We start from the raw sequence: 20,831 nt of genomic DNA, 5'->3' as shown, positions 1-20,831 counted from the left end.
TGATGTTATACGGTCAATTGCGGCTTCACAGCACCAGGGCAGGCATCCAGAATACGCCATCGCCCAGCCAGCGGTATCGCTCATTTCTCGTAAAATAGGCAGGATACCGTTTGATTCCGTAAAGCGCGAGGCTCATTAATGCGAGCATCAGAGCCGACCGTTGAGCAAACCGATCACTTGTCAGGAAACAAAGCGAGAATCCGACTACAATTACCCCAATCGTCAGCCAGCGTAAAATTAGATTGCAGCGCTCCTGTCCCCACGCGGTGGCTAGTGAAAAAACAGGCTGGTCAGGCGTTTCATACTGCTCCATCACAGCAAACAGCAACAAATTCTGAAATGCAATCGCGGCAAACATCAGACATTCGGTTATGTCTATCTTGCTTACAGACAGGCGTTGTACCCATACGCTACCCCAAACACCAGCTACGTATAAGGCAGCAACAAGTGGCTCTTTCAGTAGCAGAGCCGGATGCCGGGCCGGAAGCCGGAAAACTACCCCAACATAAGCCGCACAAAGCCCCCCCAGCACAATCCCAAACGTAATGACGCTACCTGGCAGAAAAAAGGTCAACACCAAAGCCAGCGCTGCCGCCATCGCTACTACCCGCCACAATAACGTAGCATGCCGACGATGAAACTGATGCCGAAGGGTTAAGGGTTGACTCGATTTATCGGCTTTGTATTTCCGAATATCCAGGAGCCGATCAACAGTATAAATAATGAATACAACCAGAGCCAGCACGATAGGCGTTGCCCAGTGTATAGGTTCAACATCGGATAGGCGCGCGGCCATTCGATTCGAAAGTACCGCCCCCATCACAACGAGGAAATTCAAATAATAAACGGTACGTAGGGACGTAAGCAAAATAAAATCTATTGAGTAATCAACTTTATTCGTTGGCAGTAACTGGTGCGGGGGCTGCCAGCCACGGTTCCTGGCGGCTAACAACGTCAATGGATTGACCGACGCGCAAACGTCCGAGTGGTAATTGGCCACTAGCCTCAGCCACTACGTTCTGACCGAACAGAATTTTGTGTTTCCATTGCCGATACGTTGCCAGCGTTTTCAATGGTTCTTTTCCCAACCGGGCGGTTTCAGGATCAATGGTCGTCAGCACGCAGCGAGCGCAGGGCTTCACACCGTAAAAATCCACTTCACCTATTCGGAAATGCGCCCAGGCATCTTCGTCGTAAGGCTCGCTCCCAGTCACAACAATGTTGGGCCGGAAACGTAGCATTGATAACGGTTCTGTTGCGCGTTGGTTTAAATAATCGAGCGATGCCTGGCCAATTAAGAGATAAGGGTACCCATCCGCAAAGCTAACAGCATCGTTTTCAGGATCGTGTGTATAATCCGGATCGGCAGCCCGATGAGTTGTTTCGGGCATAAACACCAACCGGCAGGGTTTTTCGAGAACGTTGGTAAACCACTGGTCTGCTTCTCCACTAACCGTTACCGCCGGAACGTCCTTGCTATCCCAAATCGTAACCAGCATAGTTTCACCAATGGAGGATTCTTCTGTATGTGTCGGTAACAATGGCAACTCCAGTATATCATCAGGTCGGCTTCGATGCCAGACACGTAACGTTTCTCCATCAATCGCTACGTCGATCAGCGCCATTTGATGGTTCGTTCGTTGCGTCATGAACTCTCCCGCGGGCGATACAAGCATAAATCGACGATCGTAGCGAAATCCTTTAGGCTCGACAATCACTTCCGGCACCGAAATACCGCCGAGCGATTTAATGGGATAGATGTGAAGTTCGGATATAGTCATGGTGGCTGATAGTGGTTCAAAAACTCATTCTCGGTAGCGGACTGACGGTTTGCTCCGTAAACTCACCTTGTTCGTATTTAAACTGAGCCGCCATAGCAATCATAGCGGCATTATCGGTGCAGTACTCAAATTGGGGGATAAACACCTTCCACTTTTGTTGTTCACCGAGTTGGGTCAAAGCCGTACGCAACCCACTATTGGCCGATACACCCCCGGCAACGGCAATATCACGTATACCGGTTTCACGCGCTGCCCGCTTCAGTTTAGTCAATAGCATCTGCACCAAGGTATGCTGAATACTGGCACAAATATCGGGCAGATTTTGCGGAATAAAATGGGGGTCTGTTTTCGTCTTATCGCGCAGAAAATACATAATCGCTGTCTTGATGCCACTGAATGAAAAATCCAGATTTGGCATTTCACTCATCGGAAACCGATACGCCAGTGGATTTCCTTCTTTGGCATACTTGTCGATGAGCGGGCCACCCGGATACGGCAGTCCTAGCAGTTTAGCCGATTTATCGAAGGCTTCGCCTACAGCATCATCCAGCGTTTGCCCGATAACGGTCATGTTCAGCGGACTATCGACCCGCACGATCTGCGTATGCCCTCCACTAACCGTCAGGCACAAAAATGGAAACGTAGGTTTTGGGCTGTCAATGAAATGGGCCAATACGTGCGCCTGCATGTGATTGACTTCAATAAGTGGGATATTCAGGCCTAGTGCCATTGCTTTGGCGAACGACGTACCAACCAGCAGTGACCCCAATAGACCCGGTCCACGCGTAAAAGCAATGGCCGATAGCTCGTTTTTAGGTACCTTTGCATCGGTCAATGCCCGCTCAACTATTGGCAAAATGTGTTGTTGATGCGCTCGGGAAGCCAGTTCAGGCACTACGCCCCCGTATTGTTCGTGAATTAACTGGGTGGCTATTACGTTCGACAGAATATGCCCGTTGGCCAAAACAGACGCCGACGTTTCGTCGCAAGAGGATTCAATGGCTAAAATATTCACTAAACAAAAGTAATGGATAATGATTTCTTCGTGAATAGACAATGGAAGTTAGGCTTAAACCGTTCCCTCATTTAGTAGTCTAATCGATAGTAACTAGTCATTATTCGTTGTAAATTAGGCCTTTCCGCCCCGGATGCGTCAGTTTTTCGCCATATTCCTTAAAACACTGCTCTACCTGGTCCTGACGGTACTCGGTTTAGTGCTAGGAATTTTGTTGAGCTTACAACTGCCTGCAGTCCAGACACGCTTAGCGCAGAAAGGAGCCAAATGGCTTTCCGAAAAACTTCTTTTTCCCGTTGATATTCAGGGCGTTTCGATTAAATGGTTCGATTCATTGACGCTCGAAGGTGTCCGTATTACAGACCGAAAAGGGCAACCCATGATTACGGTTGGTCGGCTCGATGCCAACTATGATCTCAAAAACCTGCTCGATTCATCGGCCCACAATCTTCATTTAGACGAGATTGTCCTGTATAAGCCTGACGTTCGGATGATCAAAAACCTGACGAATGGCGACACCAACCTGGATGATTTTATTGCTCGTATTGAAGAATTAACTGCCGATCCGACCAAACCAAGCGTACCGAATCAGAACGTACCGTTTAAGGTCAGTCATATTCATCTGGTCGATGGCGCCTACACACTTGAAGACCCGCGCGAACCATTCATACGTGATCCAAAGAGTTTTGATTATAACCACTTTACGCTCCAGCATCTTACCGCTGAGGTTAGTAATTTTTTAGTGCTTGGCGACACGATTGCGTTCGATGCCAAGGGTCTGTCCGGAATTGATCGCGACTCACGAATCAGGATTCGGCAACTGGATACGCGCTTTCTCTATTGCAATACCAAAATGGAACTGGGGAAGCTCTACGCGCATATTGGTAACTCCGTCATACGTAACGAACTGACTTTTCTGTACGACAAGCCGTCGGCATTCGGCGATTTCAACAGTCGTGTGTTGATGCAGGCCCGCTTCCGGGATAGCAAGGTATTATCAAAAGATTTAGGGTTTTTCTCAGAATACCTCCGCGGTCTGAACGAGACGTGGTATTTGACCGGCAATTTTTCCGGTACAGTCAATGACTTCCGGCTGAACAATACGGATTTACGGTTTGGGCCAAATGGGCGGAGTCGCCTGGCAGGTAATATTGCCTGGAAAGGATTGCCCGATATGGACAAAACGACGGTCAATTTTGCCTTTGCGCCTTCCGTCGTGAACATGGCCGATATTCGACAGTATTACCCCGACTCGTCGTTCAATCATACGATTCAGAAGTTGGGGACCGCTTCGTTTAACGCTACGTTCGTTGGTACGTTCGATGATTTCAAAACGAAGGGAACGTTCCAAACGGCAATCGGGAACGTAACGGGTGATCTGGCGCTTAAGCTCGCCACCAAATCCAGCCAGACTACGTATACAGCCAATCTACGCAGCGAAAACCTGGATTTGGGTCAGCTCATCAATCAGCCTGATCAATTCGGCAAACTCGACGGCGAGGGACGTATCGCTGGGCATGGTACCGACCTGAAACAGGCGAGTATCGACTTCAATGGCCAGTTTGGACGATTTGGGTGGCAGGGCTATGAGTACAAAAATGTTGAAGCCAAGGGTAATTTGCAGCAGGCGATTTTTGAAGGCCAATTGCATGTTCACGATCCCAATCTGGCGTTCGAACTCGATGGCCTATTCAACCTGAAAGCACCTAGCAACCGGTACGATTTCCGGGGAACGGTGCAACATGCCGACCTGCGGGCGTTGGGCTACCTGAGCGATTCGCTTGTTGTTAAAACCGGTTTAGATATTCGTCTGGAGGGTAGTACACTCGATGACATTGTTGGTACGGCTACGTTCGACAACGCTACCCTTACGCTTAACCGACGTAACCTGAATGTTGATAAACTCACGCTCTTTTCTTCTACAGAGCAGGAGCTTGTTCCAGCAACGGATTCACTCAAACAGGATGCAGTTACCAATCAACGATATTTCAATCTCGACTCCGACTTCCTGACCACTCGCTTGCAGGGCACGTTTCAGCCACAACGTACCATCGATGATTTGAAGCGGATAGCCCGCGAATATCAGCTTTATTTCAAAGGCGATGCGGCTGGCATGAAGGCTTATTATGACCAGAAACGTCAGCAGGTGGCTCGCCTTGCTGGTCGGAAAGCTTCGGCCCTTAACCAACGATATGGTGTTGACTATCAGGTTATCACAAAAAATAGCGTGCCTTTACTGGATTTCCTTGGGATGTCGGCTTATATCGCACCAACTACCCGGCTCGAAGGTCGATTTATGGTCGATAATACGTCGTTTCTGACAGCGGCCGTCAAAACGGATTCGGTTCGGTTCGGTACAATCAGTTTTGGACCCAGTGATCTTGACTTAACAACATCCAAATTCGTGTACGATCAGGAAGTACTGGCCTCAGCGGTGATTTCCTCGAAACGACAACTGTTCAGTAAGCTCTTACCCACTCGAAATTTACAGGTTGAGGCATCCTGGGATGTCGATCACATTGACTTTACAAGCGATGTTGAACAGGCCGATAGCAGCGGCAAATTCGTGAATCATGCTGATTTAAACGGGGAGTTACGATTCAAAGGTGATGCCATTGACCTGACTTTCCGCCAGTCGAAAATACGCGTCCTTGATGGCGACTGGGTGCTTAACCCCCAGAGCTTGATCCGAAAAGTAGGGGAAGAATACACGATTCGGAATCTTTCGCTGCTCAATGAGAACCAGTTGGTTCAGGCTTCTGGTAAGATTTCGCCCGACTCTGTTCAGAATCTAGACGTAGAAGCGCAGAATTTCCTGCTGGCCTCGCTGAATCCCCTGCTAAATACCGATTTAGGCGGTACGTTGAACGGTAAGCTGGCCGTGCGGAATCTTTATGATACACCAATCATCGAGAGTTCATTAGCAGTTATTGCCTTGTCGTACGATAAGGCGCTGATTGGCGACGTACATGGGCAGGCTCAGTGGGACCAGATGGCAAAACGGCTTAACGTGGATGCACGCATCAACCGAAGCGGAGCCGACGTATTGACACTGATAGGTACATATACTCCTCAACTTAAGTCAAATCCACTGTCGCTAAAGGCAAACGTTAATAACGCTGATCTCAGCTTGCTGGAGCCGTTTACAACCGATCTGTTTTCGAACCTCGGCGGTATTGCCAGTGGCGTTATTGCCGTTCGGGGAACCCCTGCCATGCCAGTGCTCATGGGGCAGGTTGGTATAAAAGGCGGCCGTGGCCGGTTTGATTACCTGAAAGCGGATTTCTCATTCGATGACAATATTTATTTCGGCGAAAACGAGATTATCATTCGGCAATTAACCTTGCGCGATCCGCAGGGAAATACCGCCCTGCTACGTGGGGGCGTCTACCACGAAGGGTTTCGGTACTTCACACTAGGTTTCGACGCTGATTTCAAGAACTTCAAAATTCTGAATACAGCCGCCAAAGACAACGATGCTTTTTATGGACAGGCTGTTGTTACTGGAAAAGCAGAACTATACGGGCCGACCGACAATCTGACCATCCGTGCGAACGTAACGAGCAATAAAGGAACCCGAATCTTTATTCCACTGGATGGCGCGACAACCGTTGCGGACGATGAACAGATTCGGTTCGTTAACCTCAACGGTACGTCATCAGGCAATTCGACTAACCAATCGGCTACCCGACCGGGTACGCAGTCGGAGGGAGATATTGATTTATCCCGAATCCAGATGGATTTTAATTTCAACATTACGCCCGATGCGTACTGCGAGATTCAGCTGGATCGTCAGACGGGCGACATTATCAAAGCCTATGGGCAGGGGCTGCTGTCGATGAAGGTGGATACGAAAGGCGACTTTACGATGACGGGCAACTACGAGATTCTGAAGGGTGACTACACATTTACTTTTCAGAATATCATCAACAAACGCTTCCAGATTCGCCCCAATAGTCGTATCACCTGGACCGGCGATCCATACGGGGCCCTGCTGGACGTAACGGCTGCATACACACAATACACGTCACTGGCTCCTCTGTTAGCGGTACAGAAAACGAATACGACCGCCGATCAGAGCCGTCGATACCCGGTAGATCTGGTCATTAAACTAAATGGCGAATTAGGCAGTCCTGCTATTAGTTATGATCTGGACATTAAGGAGTATCCATCCTCATCAGATTTCCGGCAGGCGGTTACGGCGTTCGAATCACGACTTCAGAGCAACGACCAGGAGCTAACCCGTCAGGTGAGTAGTGTTTTACTGTTTAATCAATTGCTTTCCGAAAACACCAGCCTGTTTGATCAGGGGCAGGTGAACAGTGGCGTAGCCAATAGCGTGAGTGAACTATTATCGAACCAGATTAGTCGACTGGCATCGAACCTCAACGAAAATCTGGACATAGGCGTATCATTCGGTGGCTTTACGAGCGGTCTGCAAAACGAAAACTTGCTCAACAATCTTCAGTTACGGTTTTCATACCGGCTACTGAATGACCGTTTACGGATCAGCCGCGACGGAGGCTTTACGTATGGACAAAGCCAATACAACGCGGCCAGTTTGCTAGGGGAATGGACGCTTGAGTATTTTATTACGTCTGATGGTCGGCTACGGGCCAAAGTCTATAATCGCAACCAGCAGAGTATTCTGGGCCAGTATAGTACAAACAGCACGATCTCAACGGGCGGGGGGCTGAGTTTGCTTTATACGCGTTCTTTCAACCATCTTTTCGATGGAAAACGTAACGCGCCGGGTTTAACGCCCAATCTTCCCGCCGACGAAACGCCTGTCCCAATCCCAACGCCGATCACTACGTCGACAACCAGGGGACGGGAAGCGCTGTAAAGTTCGTTCTGCCTGAGTTAGCGATACCCTCTCTCCTACCGTACTACAACGATAGCCTCCTGTTAGTCTCTCAATAGGTTTCCAGTAAATGTTTAGTATACTGGGCATTACGAAATCTTTTTTGAATCCCCGATAAACTTCTTTCCTAAATCCTTGCGTCTCAAAAATTCGTTCTTTATGTTTGTTTAAAATTAGTCTAAATAATAATTGACGACAATTTCGTAATTATAGCCAAGGCAAACTCTTTTTTCTCAATCCGTAAAAGACCAAGACCTTAAGCCCTGTGCACCGGTAATTCTCCCCCATTGAGATGGCGCACTCAATCCATTACCGGACACAGGCACAAACCCGTTCGCTACATTAATTTCAGCCGCTTATGAACTCCTGCCAACCCACCGTCTTACTTAATCACGAGCATTTTTGCATCGCTCAATGTCAGCATTGCCAGCGGGTAGGTCTGACTTTTCAGAATCTATTGCTGGGGTTTACGCAGGATGAATTCATCAGCTTATGCCGAACCATTGACGGGATCAATTTTGACGACAACAGCGTACGCATGCCCAATGGTCAACTGCATCTACTTATCAACACGGGCCATCCGGACATTCAGTTCAGTTTATCCAAAATTGAATTCGATTCATTTCACACCGGCTTATTGCAGGCGCTACGTCGTCTGAATTTATATCAACTGCTGAAAACTCAAGCCAACTAGACTATTCCTATTCCCAGGACTTATGGATCATCAACATCATCTCAAAACCTTGGCTCAACGCGACAACGGTTACATTGGTTATTGTGCAGGTTGCCAATCCTACAATGTCGCCTACAAAAATTCGCTGTTCATTCTGGCGGAAGCTGAATTTGCCTGTTACCGGGACGTAATGACCGATCGAACAGCCATGCGGCCTTTTTTCACGACCCATGGGAAGGAGTGGCTATTGAAAACGCCGATGCAAAATTACTTCATCATGCTGTCGGACGAGGAAATCGAGGAACTTGTTCAGATGATGGATGAAGCAACAGTACTGATGGAAGTCGATCAGATTTTAAATATAACTCATAGGTTAGGTTAGTAGATAAAAGAAAAGGAACTGGTTTCTGACCGGTTCCTTTCTACCTTTTTTGCCAATTGAGCGAAAATCGAATCACTTTTACACCATATTTCTCTGTCTAATAGTCTTTAAGTACAACAGTTATGGATGAGTCTCAATCCTTACTAGCCACTGCCAGAGCGCGATTAGAAGAGTCGCTTTTAGCGAAAGGACTGCGCAGGTCTTCGGAACGCTTCGCCATTTTAGACGAAGTGTATTCCCGCAACGATCATTTCGACGCCGAAGATCTATATGAGGCCATGCAGCAAAAATCCTATCCCGTCAGCCGGGCAACGGTGTACAATACGCTGGAGCTTCTAGTCGAATGCGGTCTGGTGCAACGGCACCAGTTTGGCGATGAAGATAACGTAAAAAGCCGCTATGAAAAGTCGCTTGGCCGGCAGCAACACGCACATTTGGTGTGTACTGTTTGCCATCGCGTAAAAGAATTCTGCGATCCACGTCTACATCTTATCAAGACGAATGTGAGCAATTCCCTACAGTTTCAGGTCGAATCCCATTCATTGGTCTTCTATGGTCAATGCACGGATAATGACTGTGAGACCAAACCCATCGATAGTCACGTAAGGGAATAATTACCAAGAAAGGGGTAAAAACGATTCTGTTGTTCTTTGTATACCGAACCCCTTTTCTTACATCATGACTATCGCTTCGATAAAGAAACGGCTCTTCGGTAGTACGTTAATTTGTCTGTTTCTTGTTACCCATTTGCTTCTAGGTCAGCGGACCTTTACAAATCCGATCAAAAACTCGGGTCCCGATCCCTGGGTTTTGCAGAAAGATGGGTGGTATTATTACATGAACACCACCGGTCGAAACCTAACCCTCTGGAAAACCCGAAACATAGCCGACCTTGCTACGGCCGAATACAAGGTCATCTACAATCCTCCAACGGGCAAACCTTATTCCAGGGATCTATGGGCGCCCGAAATCCACTTCTTTAACGATAAATGGTACGTTTACTTCTCAGCCGATTCGCTGAATAACCTTACCCACCGGGTCTGGGTAATCGAAAACGCATCGCCTGATCCGATGCAGGGCGAGTGGACGATGAAAGGTAAAATCGGTGATAAGGACGATCATTGGGAAATTGACATGTCCGTTATGGACTACAATGGTCAACTCTATGCCGCCTGGTCAGGCTGGGAAGGACCTACGAACGGTCGACAGGATATTTATCTTGCCAGGCTGAAAAATCCCTGGACCATTGATGGGGATCGCATTAAGATTTCGCAGCCCGACCAGCCCTGGGAAATGCATGGCGACGTACCACAGGAGTGGCAAAAAAACGGCGAGGTGCCTAAGATTTACGTGAATGAGGGACCAGAATTCCTGCGTCACGATAACAAACTGTTCATTGTGTATTCAGCCAATGCCTGTTGGCTTGATTATAGCCTCGGGTTACTGACCTACACAGGCGCAGGTGACTTACTTGACCCTAAAAATTGGGTAAAAAATCCGGGGCCTGTCTTCACACAATCTCCTGAAAACGGTGTCTGGGCGCCTGGTCACGGTGGTTTTTTCCAGTCTACTGATGGCAAGAACTGGATGATTTATCACGCTAATCCATCAGCTACAGATGGTTGTGGCAATAAACGCGCCCCACATATTCAGCCCTTCACCTGGAATGCCGATGGTTCACCTAACTTTGGGAAACCAATGGCCAAAGTGCCTATGCCTGTTCCCCAGGAGTAATAAGTAATTACACTATCAATCAGTATAAACCCAGCAATTCCTTTCATTCATTAATCATTTAACACGAATGCGTACACTTATTTTTCCGGCTTTTATTATCGCTCTGCTTAGTTTGAACGGCTGCAAGCAGGCGAATAAAACCGAACAGAAAGCCATCGATTCTATGGCCGTATCCGCGGGTGACACAGCCGTTTCGTCAGGTCAGGCCGAAACAGGTCGTTGGTCAGCAGAGCGGGCAAATGCCTGGTATGCCAAAGAACCCTTTCTGGTTGGCGCCAACTACGTTCCAGCTAACGCCATCAACGAGTTGGAAATGTTTCAGGCTGACTCCTTCGATCCGAAAACGATTGACAAGGAACTGGCTTTAGCCGAAGGCATCGGTATGAATACGATGCGCGTATTTCTACATGATCTACTTTGGCAGGATTCTACTGGCTTTACCAAGCGACTTGATCAATTTCTATCCATCTGCGATAAGCATAAGATTCGTCCTATGCTAGTGTTATTCGACTCCTGCTGGGATCCTTTCCCGAAGCTTGGCAAACAACATGCACCAACGCCAGGTATCCATAATTCAGGCTGGGTACAGAGCCCTGGTGCCAATGCCCTTAAAGACAAATCGCAGTACCCACGTCTGGAAGCATATGTGAAAGGTGTAGTAGGCGCTTTCAAGACCGATAAACGTATTCTGGCGTGGGATATGTGGAACGAGCCGGATAATACGAATGATAACAGCTACGGTCAGAATCACCTAAAAACTGAACTGCCTAAAGATGAAAAGAAAGCCATCGCAGCGAGTCTATTACCACAGGTATTCCAATGGGCACGGGCGGCTGGAGCGACTCAACCGTTAACGTCGGGAGTCTGGGTTTATCGAACGCCCGACGACTGGCAAAATTCAGCGAAATGGACCCCTATGGAGAAAGTGCAGCTTGAGAATTCTGATATCATTACGTTCCACCAGTACTCCAAACCGAATGATTTGGAAAAGGTCATTCCAGCTTTAGAAACATTCGGACGTCCGGTTATCTGCACCGAGTATATGGCTCGAGGTGTCGACAGCAAATTCCAGACGCACCTTCCAATCGCGAAAAAAGCGAAAGTTGGCATGATTAACTGGGGTTTCGTCGCTGGCAAAACACAAACCTTTCTCCCCTGGGACTCCTGGCAAAAACCTTACGTTAACGGGCGTGAACCAGCTATATGGTTTCACGAAGTATTCAAACAGGATGGTACCCCCGTCGATCCGGCGGAAGTCGCAGCCATCAAACAGGCTACAGGGAAATAATTAAGGTAGTTTCCCTTTCGAGTCATAAAAATATTTTAGGACAAAGCATCTGATTACCAAGGTGTAGACCGGAATAGAATTTTATGGCCACAAAGTTTTTTTAGGGGTCACTTGCGTGGAATAGCCAAAGCGCCTACTTTTGTGCCACGATTAAGGAAGATAGCAACTATTAACCGCTAATCGAAATTGGTTCGGTAGTTCAGTTGGTTAGAATACCTGCCTGTCACGCAGGGGGTCGCGGGTTCGAGCCCCGTCCGGACCGCCACTGAAAATCAAGCACTTATAGCATAAAAACTATAAGTGCTTTTTTGTTGGTGTACATTTTGGTGTACAAAAGCTGCTCACATACTTTAGATGCTGTTATGAATATCTGGCGTTTAATTTCATACCATGAGGAAGATTTAAAGGAAAATGTCACTCGACGCTTTATTGAGCATGGCCGTATTGCTATTGGTTGGGGGCTGGTTGGTGATCTAAATCAGTATCGTTCTCCAGAGGCAGTAAAAGAGGCAATAAGGAAACATTATTCTACTAGTAAAAATGGGCGCATTGGCTGGCCAACGTTGTGGCATATGCGTACAAACGTAATGTTGAACGACTTGATAATCATTGATGCTCAGAAGCCATGGGCGAAAGTCGTAGAGATAATTGGTGAATATGAGTGGAACAACCAGCAACCTAACGTTGCAAATGATCCCAATTACAATCACCAACGACCTGTCAGGCTCCGTAATGATTTAGATCCAGAGCAATTGCTGCAAATAACTACTACAAGACCAGCGCCGGGACAAGCTCCACATCTTGTATTATTCTATTACGGCTCATTTACGCAACGATTACAGCAAAATGAGCAATCCCTTTAGACCGCTAATTATCCGCTTCTGTTTTCTGGTATTAGCCCTTTCTATTTATGGCTGTAAGGAACCTAGTGTAAATGTTCCCAGTAACCCCAACCCAACCCGAGATGACAATTTATCACTGGGCAATCCCGATGGAGCCAGAACCAGCGAGAATAGTCCGAACGCGTACCTCATCACCCGCTCAACGTATTCGCTTTCTTTCAACAACTCGACGGGTATTGCTAATTGGTGTAGCTGGCATCTAAGCGCAGCCTGGAAAGGATCAGCCACGCGGTACGCGGGTAGCTTCATTCCAGAGACACTCTTACCAACGGGCTGGTATGTAGCTAGGCACGCAGACTATACCAACACTGGCTTTGATCGTGGTCACCTCTGCCCTTCGGATGATCGGGACAGTACGGCCGAAGAAAACCGAACTACGTTTATCCTCTCTAACATCGTGCCTCAAGCGCCTACCTTCAACCGGCAATCGTGGAGATTGCTAGAAGAATACTGTCGTAGCCTAGTTGCCAAGGGTAACGAGCTGTACATTATTGCTGGAACAGCGGGTAAAGGTGGTGAGGGAGACAACGGCAAAGTAAGCAGTATAGCCAGTGGCAAAGTAAGCGTTCCTGCTGTCCTTTGGAAGGTGATCGTTATTTTGCCGATAGGCTCGGACGACGTGAATCGAATCAACGCTCAGACGCGGGTTATTGCAGTTTGGATGAATAACACCAACGCTGTAGGTGATCAGCCGTGGGGTAATTACCGAGTTAGCGTAGATGAGGTGGAACGGCAGATGGGCTATGATTTACTATCGAATGTGCCAAGTGATGTGCAGCGAGTGGTTGAAGCGGGAGTGGATAAGGCTATCCTGTAATACAAGTAGATATTATCCAAAAATACTCTTTATTTCCCGCACCTTCACGGATGGACATGAAAAAGGAGGAACTAGAGCTAAGTATTGAAGAGCAAGAGTCAGTTATTAAGGGGCTCGAAGAACTGCTGACCTCACCTGATGAGCACAATACTTTGATGGCGAATTATAAAGTATCTAAAGAGGGGATACCGCAAGCTTTGGAAGAAGCTAAGAAAAAGTTGGCAGAGTTGAAGGAATTAAAAAATGGAGAATAACTGCTCGGTAAATTGATGTTGAGCTGTCTACACATGAAGAAGATTGTATTAAGATTATTGCTATTATTGCCTTTAGTGAGTCAGGCAACGTGTGTTGTTGTTATCAGAAATGATAAAGAGATAATTGTTGGACAGGATAGTAGGCGCATTATTGTAAATGATAAAGGAATAGAAACTGGTTTTAAGGATGACTACTGTAAAATTCGAGAGGTTAACGGGTTTTATTACACCCTAGTTGGCGCAAACGATCAATTGCAAATTGAAGTAGCAAACTCTGTTAAAGATTCAAAAAGTGTCGAGGAATTTGCTTTTAGATTTAGCCAAGAATTAGGTCTGCGATACGAAATTTATTTAGAAGAATTACTAAAAAAAAGTACCGAAAACTATAATAAGTGGTTTCCAGGCACGTACCCTCTTGTTAGTGAAATAGCTATTTTTAAGGTAGAGAATAGCAAGCCTACATTGTTCGTTTCTACGTTTAACATAGCAAACAAATCCCCTGGATCGAATAAAGTAGTTATTGACATTAAAGGTAATGTGATATTAAAAGTGCTGGGATATAATCAAGAATATTACTACATGCCAGCAGAAGAAAGAAGCCAACTCAGGAGTTTAGCAAATACCGAACCCTATAAATTTATAGAAAAAGTTATTTCCTTGGCAAAGGAGAAATACCCTAATAGGGTGGGTGGAGAAATTTATTATTTCACACTATCTGACGATAAAAAGAAATGGCTGCCTAAAGAACCTAAAAGCTAGAGACTAGTTAAAGTCCATCTAAAAAATACGTTGTTAGATTGGAAATATGCCTTCTCATTTAATCAACTGGCTGAGGTGGACTATAGGTGCCACTAACTAGCTCCGTGTTACAGGAAGCAATTCCTTCTTTCAATTCAGCGATAGCCCGCTTGTTTTCCGGTAAATCGGCTAACGCACTTAGAGCCGTTTGTAAGGCTACTTTTCGAGCCCATACTTCTTTAACCTGCTCTTGTGACATACTCATCTTTATTGGGTCTGTTGCGTTGGTTTATCGGCCAGCTTTTTCACATCGTCGCTGTTGACTAATTGAGTAGCTTGGCTTGACTCTCCATCGGGTTGCACTTTCAACTTTCCCGACGGCATCCAATCGATCACCGTGGCTTTATACGGCTTGCGGGTAAACCCCTTTTTAGTGGGGGTGACTAACACCCGATCCCCCTGGCTAATCACTCGATTCATGGCTGTCAACTTACGTTTACTTTACTTCTAATATATCCTCCCACCGGGTCGTATATCTGGGAGTCAGATACGTTGGCTTCATAGGCCACTCGGGATTATAAAGCTGCGAAGCCATCCGGAGCGTATCGCGGCCATAACGTTTATTGACCTTATCCATCGTCTTGGCTAATCGAATCAGGCGCTCGTCGGGACCGGCCGTAAATACCCCTGCTTGCCGAAAGTCAGCCGGTACCAGATCCGTCAGCATCACACCCACTTTAGCGTAGTGATACCCAAACCGAAAGATGGCTTTCAGGGATGATTCGGCGTACTTAATGATTTCCAGCGTCGAACTGGTTGGATGCGGCAGTCGAACCGTTACGCTATTGCTGTACTGCTTAGCAGGCTGCTTATTACCCGGCGTTTTGCGAAACGGGTTAGTACGTAGCCAGACCGTCACGGCCCCACAGAGCGATTCCTGACGGCGTAGCTTTTCGCAGCACCTGGACAAATGCACCGTCAGGGCATCATTAATTTGCACCAGATCCGGAATTACGTGTCCAAACCCGGGCTCGGTGCAGATTGACTTTTTCGGCGGTGGATTCACCTCCAGTAGCTTGCAGGGACGGCCACGCAGTTCATGCACTAACCGGAGTCCGTTGACCGTCATTACTTTCTGAATCCAGTCGTCGTTGACGTCCCGAAGCTGAGCGGCCGTTCGAATACCTACGTTCTTTAGCTTACCCGCCGATTTACGACCCACGCCCCATATGTCCTCGACCGGAAAGTCTTCCAGCGCTTCGTCTATCAGTTCGGGTGTATCCAGTACGCAGACCAGATCGGGACTTTTCTTGGCCAGTTTGTTGGCTACTTTGGCCAGCGTCTTGGTAGGACCAATCCCTACGCCTACCGGCAGATGTAGCCACCGACCAACGTGGCTACAAATGGCGCTGCCTATATCTCGATACGTTGGGTAGATGCCCACGTATTCTTCCAACAGCAGAAAGGCTTCATCGATGCTGTACACCTCAACATCCGGCGCAAAGTGGGTGAGCGTACTCATCAATCGGGCGGACAAATCCCCGTACAGCTCATAATTGGAAGAAAACACCGTTACCCCATGCTGCTGACACAGGTCTTTGGCCTCAAAGAAAAGCTGCCCCATACCAATGCCAAGCGCCTTCGCTTCGTCGCTTCTGGCTACGATATTACCATCCCGGTTGGATAGGACCACAACGGGCCTGCCTACCAGATCGGGCCGAAAGATGCGGTGACAGCTGGCGTAGAAGTTTTTACCATCAACAAGGGCGTACATACTTGGGCGGTTTAGAAACGATGTAGGTAACAACACCCAGTATTTTAAATACTTCTCCCGGCTGGACGTAGATGGGCGCGTAGAGGCTGTTGCTGGACTCGAGCATCACCAGCGGATCTTTGTTAACGTAGCGCTTCACGCACCACCCATCATTGACGTAAGACACAATGACCCTTCCTGTCTCAACCGGTATCGTCGAATCGACCACCAGAATCGAACCGGGATAGATGTAGTCCCCCGTCATCGATTCGCCGGTTGCTTTGACAAAGTGGGTACAATCGGGATGCAGCACGCACAGATCCTGCAGGTTAAGCCGTTCCTGAATGTAGTTTTCGGCGGGGCTGGTAAAGCCAGCAGACACAGGAATCTCCCAAAACGGAATTAGTGCTCTGCGCGATGGATCGACGCGGAATATGTTCTCAGGGGGGATGGGGTCAATGGTGTCAATCATAGCGGTGTCGGGGCGTAAATCGTCAAACCGCTAGTATAATACAAATGTTATATACAATACAAGTAAAACAGAAAATACCGGTTGCTAAAGTGATTTGCTGAAAGTCACAATCCTACTCACCTTTATATAGTCCGGTTGTTTGCCTGCAATAGACCCAATCCCAGAGGATACTGTGGACATCAATTGATTTTTTTCTATTTATCTCTAGTCCTTTTCATTTTTATGTAAAAGCTATGAATCAGCCGTCTGTATTTATTGGTTCGTCTAGTGAAGGCCTTGATGTTGCAAGAAACATAAAGGCTCAATTAAAGAATGAAGCTGAAATAACCATCTGGCAGGAGGGTGTCTTTGGGCTTAATAGTAGTTATCTTGAAAGTCTGGCTAATGCTTTAGAAAATTTCGATTTTGCAATTTTGGTCCTGACTCCTGATGACATGGTAGAGAGTCGAAATCAATCGGCTCAATCTCCCCGAGATAATGTACTGTTCGAATGTGGCCTATTTATGGGTAAGCTTGGCCGAAGCCGAACGTTTATTGTATATGACTCAGACAAACCGATTAAAATCCCTTCAGATCTTGCTGGCATTAGTCTAGCAACTTATCAAGGCCAACGTAGAGATAATAACTTGATGGCAGCCGTGGGAGAGGCTTGTGATCCTATACGAACACAAATAACTAAGCTTGGATCAATAAAAATAACTATTCCTCCATTATGGGAACCGTTTACTTCAAATGATACACAGTTTGTGTTAGGCCGATTTTCAGAGTTTAAATCATTTGAACAATCTGGTTTATTGGGTGTAGGAGATGCAATAAGTTATACAGAAGTTAGTGCCTTTTTAAAAGTAATGGGGCATTCATCTATACGTATAAGCTATGCCGACCGCATAAGCGGAGATTCACTTGGTGCTAATCTTGTCTTAATCGGTGGTCCTGATGCCAATAGTATTACCCGAGAAGTAGTGTCAAGAATAAAGACAAGCTTAATCTTCGGAGATCCAAATAGACACGAGGTATCTTTTACTGATTCAATTACCAATACAACGTATTATCCCGAATATAGTAGAGATTATGAAGAGCCTATTTCGACTGATTGTGGTGTAATAATAAAAGCTGAAAACCCATTTTCACCATCCAACCAAGTGTTGATTTTGTTTGGTAGTTATGGTTATGGCACTTGGGCAGCGGCAAAGCTTTTAACATCAAGAGGCTTTTACAATAACAGTGTAATCTCGAATGGAGATTACTTTGAATGCGTATTTACTACAGATATAGTTAGAGAGACTCCCCAAATGCCAAAGGTCAAAATGTTGCGCAATATTATACCATGAATGATATAATAAAGAGGAGTGCTTGCCTATGGAGTAGAAGTTACTAATGTTACTCCGCAACCGACTTAAAAGAGGCTTTGCGTGGTTTGACCTCCACCAGAAAAGGGCCCCTATGCACCCTTTTTTCCACTTGTCCACAGGCTACCCAAAAACGCTGTGAATAAACTTTGCAAAAAGATGTTTTTGGCCCAGCGGATTATACTAATTATACTTAAAACACGGTTTTAGAGGGGTTTTTATTTCGTAAATGTACCTTTAGCCGTTGGCGCAGGACAATAAAAAAAGATTGTTTTTGAGCCTGCACATTCTACACTTCCTACACGGATTTGTGATCCAGCATGAGCTGGACGACTTCCAAGAACGCTGGGTCAGCCAGGTAATAGTACATATCCCTCTCGCGCTTGTCACTCTTGAGAATGCCCCGGTCTCTCATCCTGATCAGATGGTGAGATATAGCCGACTGCTCCAGGTTAAGTACAGCCTGTAGAGCCGATACATTCAGAGTAGGCTGTTCGCTTAGCAGTAACAGGATTCGTAGCCGTACCGGGTGGGCGATTGTCTTGAGCAGTTCCGAAGCCAGTTGGTTATTGGTTGCTATTGCTTTCATAACGTGGTGAAAAGGGGGGCTAAATTACCCTTTCATACGAATGAAAACTAAAACATTCTAACTATTATTCATAGTAACATAGTAGGCATGACCCACACATGTCGGCTACGGTTTAAGACTAGCAGCCGTCGTATCCAGCTGAGTGCTCAACAGGGCTTCCAATCTGGCTACCTTCCTAGCCAGCTCCTGCGTCGATGGCTGATCTTGACGCGATGCTTTCAACTCCGCCCGAAGCTTGTCATTGTCGGCCTCCAATTTCTCTACCTTTTTGATCAACGCCTGAATAGCAATCAGATTCACGCCATCAAAATCGGCTTGGTTAATACTTTTGTCTTCGCCGATGACCCCTAGCTCGTCATGACCGAAGGCTACAAAGAACTCCTGAGCCATCGGGCCATAGTGCCGGTACTGTTTGGCATCTTGCCCTTTGTAATTCCAACTACCTAGGCGCATATTACTGATTTTTTGAAGAAAAGAAGCGCCGTCAGCGGCCAGGAAGTTCTCTTTGCGAGTCGAGTCAGAAAGCGTCTGCCAAGCGTTGCCACCACTACTCAGAGAGACCCCAATCGTCGCATTTGAATTGGTGAAAAGCTTGTAACCACCCTGGAAGCGCATCATCATCTGATTAGAGGCATCGTTACCGAGCGTACTCCAGATGGTGGCATCGCCAATGATAAAACTACCATGCTGATCGTTAGTGCTCACAAAAGTACCCATGGCCGTAGAATTGTCACCCGTGGCTTTGTTGCCGTTGCCCAGCGCCGTTGCGGCAACACCACTGGCAATATTGCCGTTGCCCATTGCTGTCGACAGGTAGCCGCTGGCCTTGACGTTGTAACCGGACGCAAACGAATATGCCCCCACATTGGTGTTGTCATTCGCCGATGAGCGACTCCAATAGGTACTGACTGCACCACCCACCCGGAAGGCCCCCTGACTAGCATACCAAATGAGTTTGTTTTGACTGCCTACCTGATTGGTATCTTCGCCAAACAGGACCGTTCTGCCGCGAATGACGTTAAAATAAGCTTTAGGTGTAGTTGTTCCAATCCCGACTTGAGCATAGCTGAAGGTGAATTTGAGGACTAGATAGAAAAGTAGAAGTAGCTTATTTCGCATGGCTTGGGGTTTGGTAAAATGAACACCCCAAGATAAGAAAAAGCCCCGACTCTTTGCCGGGGCCTTCTTATGAATGCCACTAACTAATAGAATCACCCGATAGGGTTATAAGGCTCGGCCGAAAAATAAAAAGATGTTTTTAGACCTGTATTTCCTACATATTATCCTACATGGTTTAAGAAGTAGCCCTGCCCGTGTAGGCAGGGCTAATTAGGGTATTGCTATCTGTGGATCAGCCTGATCACTGCTGAAAATATTCCACCTTGTCAGCGTCAATATTATTATTCAGCCTCGCTTCCACGACCGATGTGGGCAGCACCGTCGAACTGACCGTTATCACACCCGAGGAGGCCCCGGGACTTAGCGTTCCCGTTAACCCAAACGAGAGCCGATCACCAGCCGATACGCTCTGCGACGTGGTTAAGATGTAATAGTTCGGATTGGAATTATTGAAACTCCAGACACTGTTTTGCACAGACCGTCGGTTGACACTGGTTAAGCCTGCATCAAAAGTCAAGTCGACTTTTTGATCTTTGGTGACCCGCACCGTAAAGGTGCCACTGGTAGCCACTGAGTTTAGCTCCACCACATCGACGACTACCGTGAAGGGTGTCGAGCCGTAAACGGTCGTCGGCCGGGCGTACACGATGGGCGACAGATCCGAGAGCGCCGTGGCCGTCACCACGTACAGATTTTGACTGACGAGCGTGTTACTAACGATGTGCGTAGCCGCATTGACGGTGCTGCTAGTTGTGACGGTCAGATTGGTACTAGGTGCTGGAGCGTAGGCTAGTTGCAGGGTTGACTCGGTGTAGCCGTTGAGTTCGCCAGGCAGGTAGCTGATGCCTACCCGGCCCGAAAAAAGCAGTGGGGCACTCAACTGATAGAGCCGGTTAATGCCCGGATTGCCCGCCAGGGGCGTACTGGTCCGTTGGATGGTGTTGCTTGTCAGATTAAGACTGGCCGAAGGAATGAGCGAAAGGCCATCGACGGTCAGGGTAGTGCCCATCAGCACACTTATGCCGCCAGTACCCATTGAAAGCTGAGCCGATGCACCAAAGGCCAATAACAGACCCAAAAAAGTTAGATAGGTTCGCATGC

General features: G+C 47.2%; 21 protein-coding genes and 1 tRNA gene. 12 read left to right on the top strand and 10 right to left on the bottom strand.

Annotated elements, in window-relative coordinates; genetic code table 11:
• Positions 1-25 precede the first annotated feature (25 nt).
• From IC230_RS07130 to tsaD, 3 genes are read right to left on the bottom strand one after another with little or no spacing between them, the layout of a single operon-like run.
• On the bottom strand, positions 26-838 hold the full coding sequence (locus IC230_RS07130) for a UbiA prenyltransferase family protein (RefSeq protein WP_394355473.1): 813 nt from the start codon (positions 836-838) through the stop codon (positions 26-28).
• A gap of 55 nt (positions 839-893) precedes the next feature.
• Positions 894-1,781 carry an MOSC domain-containing protein gene (locus IC230_RS07125; RefSeq protein WP_191038281.1) on the bottom strand — a complete coding sequence of 296 codons (888 nt, stop codon included), beginning with the start codon at positions 1,779-1,781 and terminating at the stop codon, positions 894-896.
• Between the two features lie 16 nt (positions 1,782-1,797).
• Positions 1,798-2,796 carry a tRNA (adenosine(37)-N6)-threonylcarbamoyltransferase complex transferase subunit TsaD gene (gene tsaD, locus IC230_RS07120; protein ID WP_191038618.1) on the bottom strand — a complete coding sequence of 333 codons (999 nt, stop codon included), beginning with the start codon at positions 2,794-2,796 and terminating at the stop codon, positions 1,798-1,800.
• Between the two features lie 133 nt (positions 2,797-2,929).
• Between tsaD and IC230_RS07115 the strand changes: the two genes are divergently transcribed.
• The 11 genes from IC230_RS07115 to IC230_RS07065 all read left to right on the top strand — a co-directional run bounded on the left by IC230_RS07115 (position 2,930) and on the right by IC230_RS07065 (position 14,469).
• The gene (locus IC230_RS07115; protein WP_191038280.1) at positions 2,930-7,642 is read left to right on the top strand and encodes a translocation/assembly module TamB domain-containing protein; all 4,713 of its coding nucleotides are present in this window, start codon (positions 2,930-2,932) and stop codon (positions 7,640-7,642) included.
• A gap of 376 nt (positions 7,643-8,018) precedes the next feature.
• Positions 8,019-8,354, top strand: coding sequence for a DUF6686 family protein (locus IC230_RS07110; protein ID WP_191038279.1), 336 nt, complete (start codon positions 8,019-8,021; stop codon positions 8,352-8,354).
• Between the two features lie 22 nt (positions 8,355-8,376).
• A complete protein-coding gene (locus IC230_RS07105) occupies positions 8,377-8,715 on the top strand; it encodes a DUF6686 family protein (RefSeq protein ID WP_191038278.1) in 339 nt (112 codons plus the stop codon).
• 122 nt (positions 8,716-8,837) lie between these two features.
• On the top strand, positions 8,838-9,329 hold the full coding sequence (locus IC230_RS07100; RefSeq protein WP_191038277.1) for a Fur family transcriptional regulator: 492 nt from the start codon (positions 8,838-8,840) through the stop codon (positions 9,327-9,329).
• Positions 9,330-9,393: 64 nt separating this feature from the next.
• A complete protein-coding gene (locus IC230_RS07095; RefSeq protein ID WP_191038276.1) occupies positions 9,394-10,449 on the top strand; it encodes a glycoside hydrolase family 43 protein in 1,056 nt (351 codons plus the stop codon).
• A gap of 163 nt (positions 10,450-10,612) precedes the next feature.
• Positions 10,613-11,737 (top strand): cellulase family glycosylhydrolase, encoded by a 1,125-nt coding sequence (locus IC230_RS07090; protein WP_191038617.1) that lies wholly within the window; start codon positions 10,613-10,615, stop codon positions 11,735-11,737.
• Between the two features lie 188 nt (positions 11,738-11,925).
• Positions 11,926-12,002: transfer RNA gene (locus tag IC230_RS07085), tRNA-Asp, on the top strand.
• A gap of 97 nt (positions 12,003-12,099) precedes the next feature.
• Entirely contained in the window at positions 12,100-12,600 is a 501-nt protein-coding gene (locus tag IC230_RS07080) for a hypothetical protein (RefSeq protein ID WP_191038275.1), read from the top strand.
• Positions 12,584-13,456 carry a DNA/RNA non-specific endonuclease gene (locus tag IC230_RS07075; protein ID WP_191038274.1) on the top strand — a complete coding sequence of 291 codons (873 nt, stop codon included), beginning with the start codon at positions 12,584-12,586 and terminating at the stop codon, positions 13,454-13,456. Before IC230_RS07080 ends, IC230_RS07075 begins: the two co-directional genes overlap by 17 nt.
• A 56-nt stretch (positions 13,457-13,512) precedes the next feature.
• On the top strand, positions 13,513-13,710 hold the full coding sequence (locus IC230_RS07070; RefSeq protein WP_191038273.1) for a hypothetical protein: 198 nt from the start codon (positions 13,513-13,515) through the stop codon (positions 13,708-13,710).
• A 33-nt stretch (positions 13,711-13,743) separates the two neighbouring features.
• Positions 13,744-14,469 (top strand): hypothetical protein, encoded by a 726-nt coding sequence (locus IC230_RS07065; protein WP_191038272.1) that lies wholly within the window; start codon positions 13,744-13,746, stop codon positions 14,467-14,469.
• A gap of 58 nt (positions 14,470-14,527) precedes the next feature.
• On the opposite strand, the gene IC230_RS07060 is transcribed toward IC230_RS07065, so the two are convergent.
• The 4 genes from IC230_RS07060 to IC230_RS07045 are packed head-to-tail and all read right to left on the bottom strand — an operon-like array spanning position 14,528 to position 16,673.
• Positions 14,528-14,713, bottom strand: a complete 186-nt coding sequence (locus IC230_RS07060; RefSeq protein ID WP_191038271.1) for a hypothetical protein — start codon at positions 14,711-14,713, stop codon at positions 14,528-14,530.
• Positions 14,714-14,715: 2 nt separating this feature from the next.
• Positions 14,716-14,928, bottom strand: coding sequence for a hypothetical protein (locus IC230_RS07055; protein WP_191038270.1), 213 nt, complete (start codon positions 14,926-14,928; stop codon positions 14,716-14,718).
• Between the two features lie 16 nt (positions 14,929-14,944).
• Entirely contained in the window at positions 14,945-16,222 is a 1,278-nt protein-coding gene (locus tag IC230_RS07050; protein ID WP_191038269.1) for a Y-family DNA polymerase, read from the bottom strand.
• Entirely contained in the window at positions 16,206-16,673 is a 468-nt protein-coding gene (locus IC230_RS07045; RefSeq protein ID WP_191038268.1) for a S24 family peptidase, read from the bottom strand. Before IC230_RS07045 ends, IC230_RS07050 begins: the two co-directional genes overlap by 17 nt.
• A gap of 233 nt (positions 16,674-16,906) precedes the next feature.
• Between IC230_RS07045 and IC230_RS07040 the strand changes: the two genes are divergently transcribed.
• A complete protein-coding gene (locus IC230_RS07040) occupies positions 16,907-18,004 on the top strand; it encodes a TIR domain-containing protein (RefSeq protein ID WP_191038267.1) in 1,098 nt (365 codons plus the stop codon).
• A gap of 316 nt (positions 18,005-18,320) precedes the next feature.
• Here the strand turns inward: IC230_RS07040 and IC230_RS07035 are convergent, their stop codons facing one another.
• The 3 genes from IC230_RS07035 to IC230_RS07025 form a co-directional block, all read right to left on the bottom strand.
• On the bottom strand, positions 18,321-18,611 hold the full coding sequence (locus tag IC230_RS07035) for an ArsR/SmtB family transcription factor (protein WP_191038266.1): 291 nt from the start codon (positions 18,609-18,611) through the stop codon (positions 18,321-18,323).
• A gap of 105 nt (positions 18,612-18,716) precedes the next feature.
• Positions 18,717-19,730, bottom strand: a complete 1,014-nt coding sequence (locus IC230_RS07030; protein WP_191038265.1) for a tail fiber domain-containing protein — start codon at positions 19,728-19,730, stop codon at positions 18,717-18,719.
• 241 nt (positions 19,731-19,971) lie between these two features.
• Complete coding sequence (locus IC230_RS07025) at positions 19,972-20,829, bottom strand: hypothetical protein (RefSeq protein ID WP_191038264.1); 858 nt, start codon at positions 20,827-20,829, stop codon at positions 19,972-19,974.
• Positions 20,830-20,831 lie beyond the last annotated feature (2 nt).

The organism is Spirosoma validum, assembly GCF_014699035.1.
In the GTDB taxonomy this organism is placed as follows: Bacteria; Bacteroidota; Bacteroidia; order Cytophagales; family Spirosomataceae; genus Spirosoma; species Spirosoma validum.
Note: the sequence above shows the minus strand (reverse complement) of the source record. Positions and strands in the feature narration are given on the sequence as shown.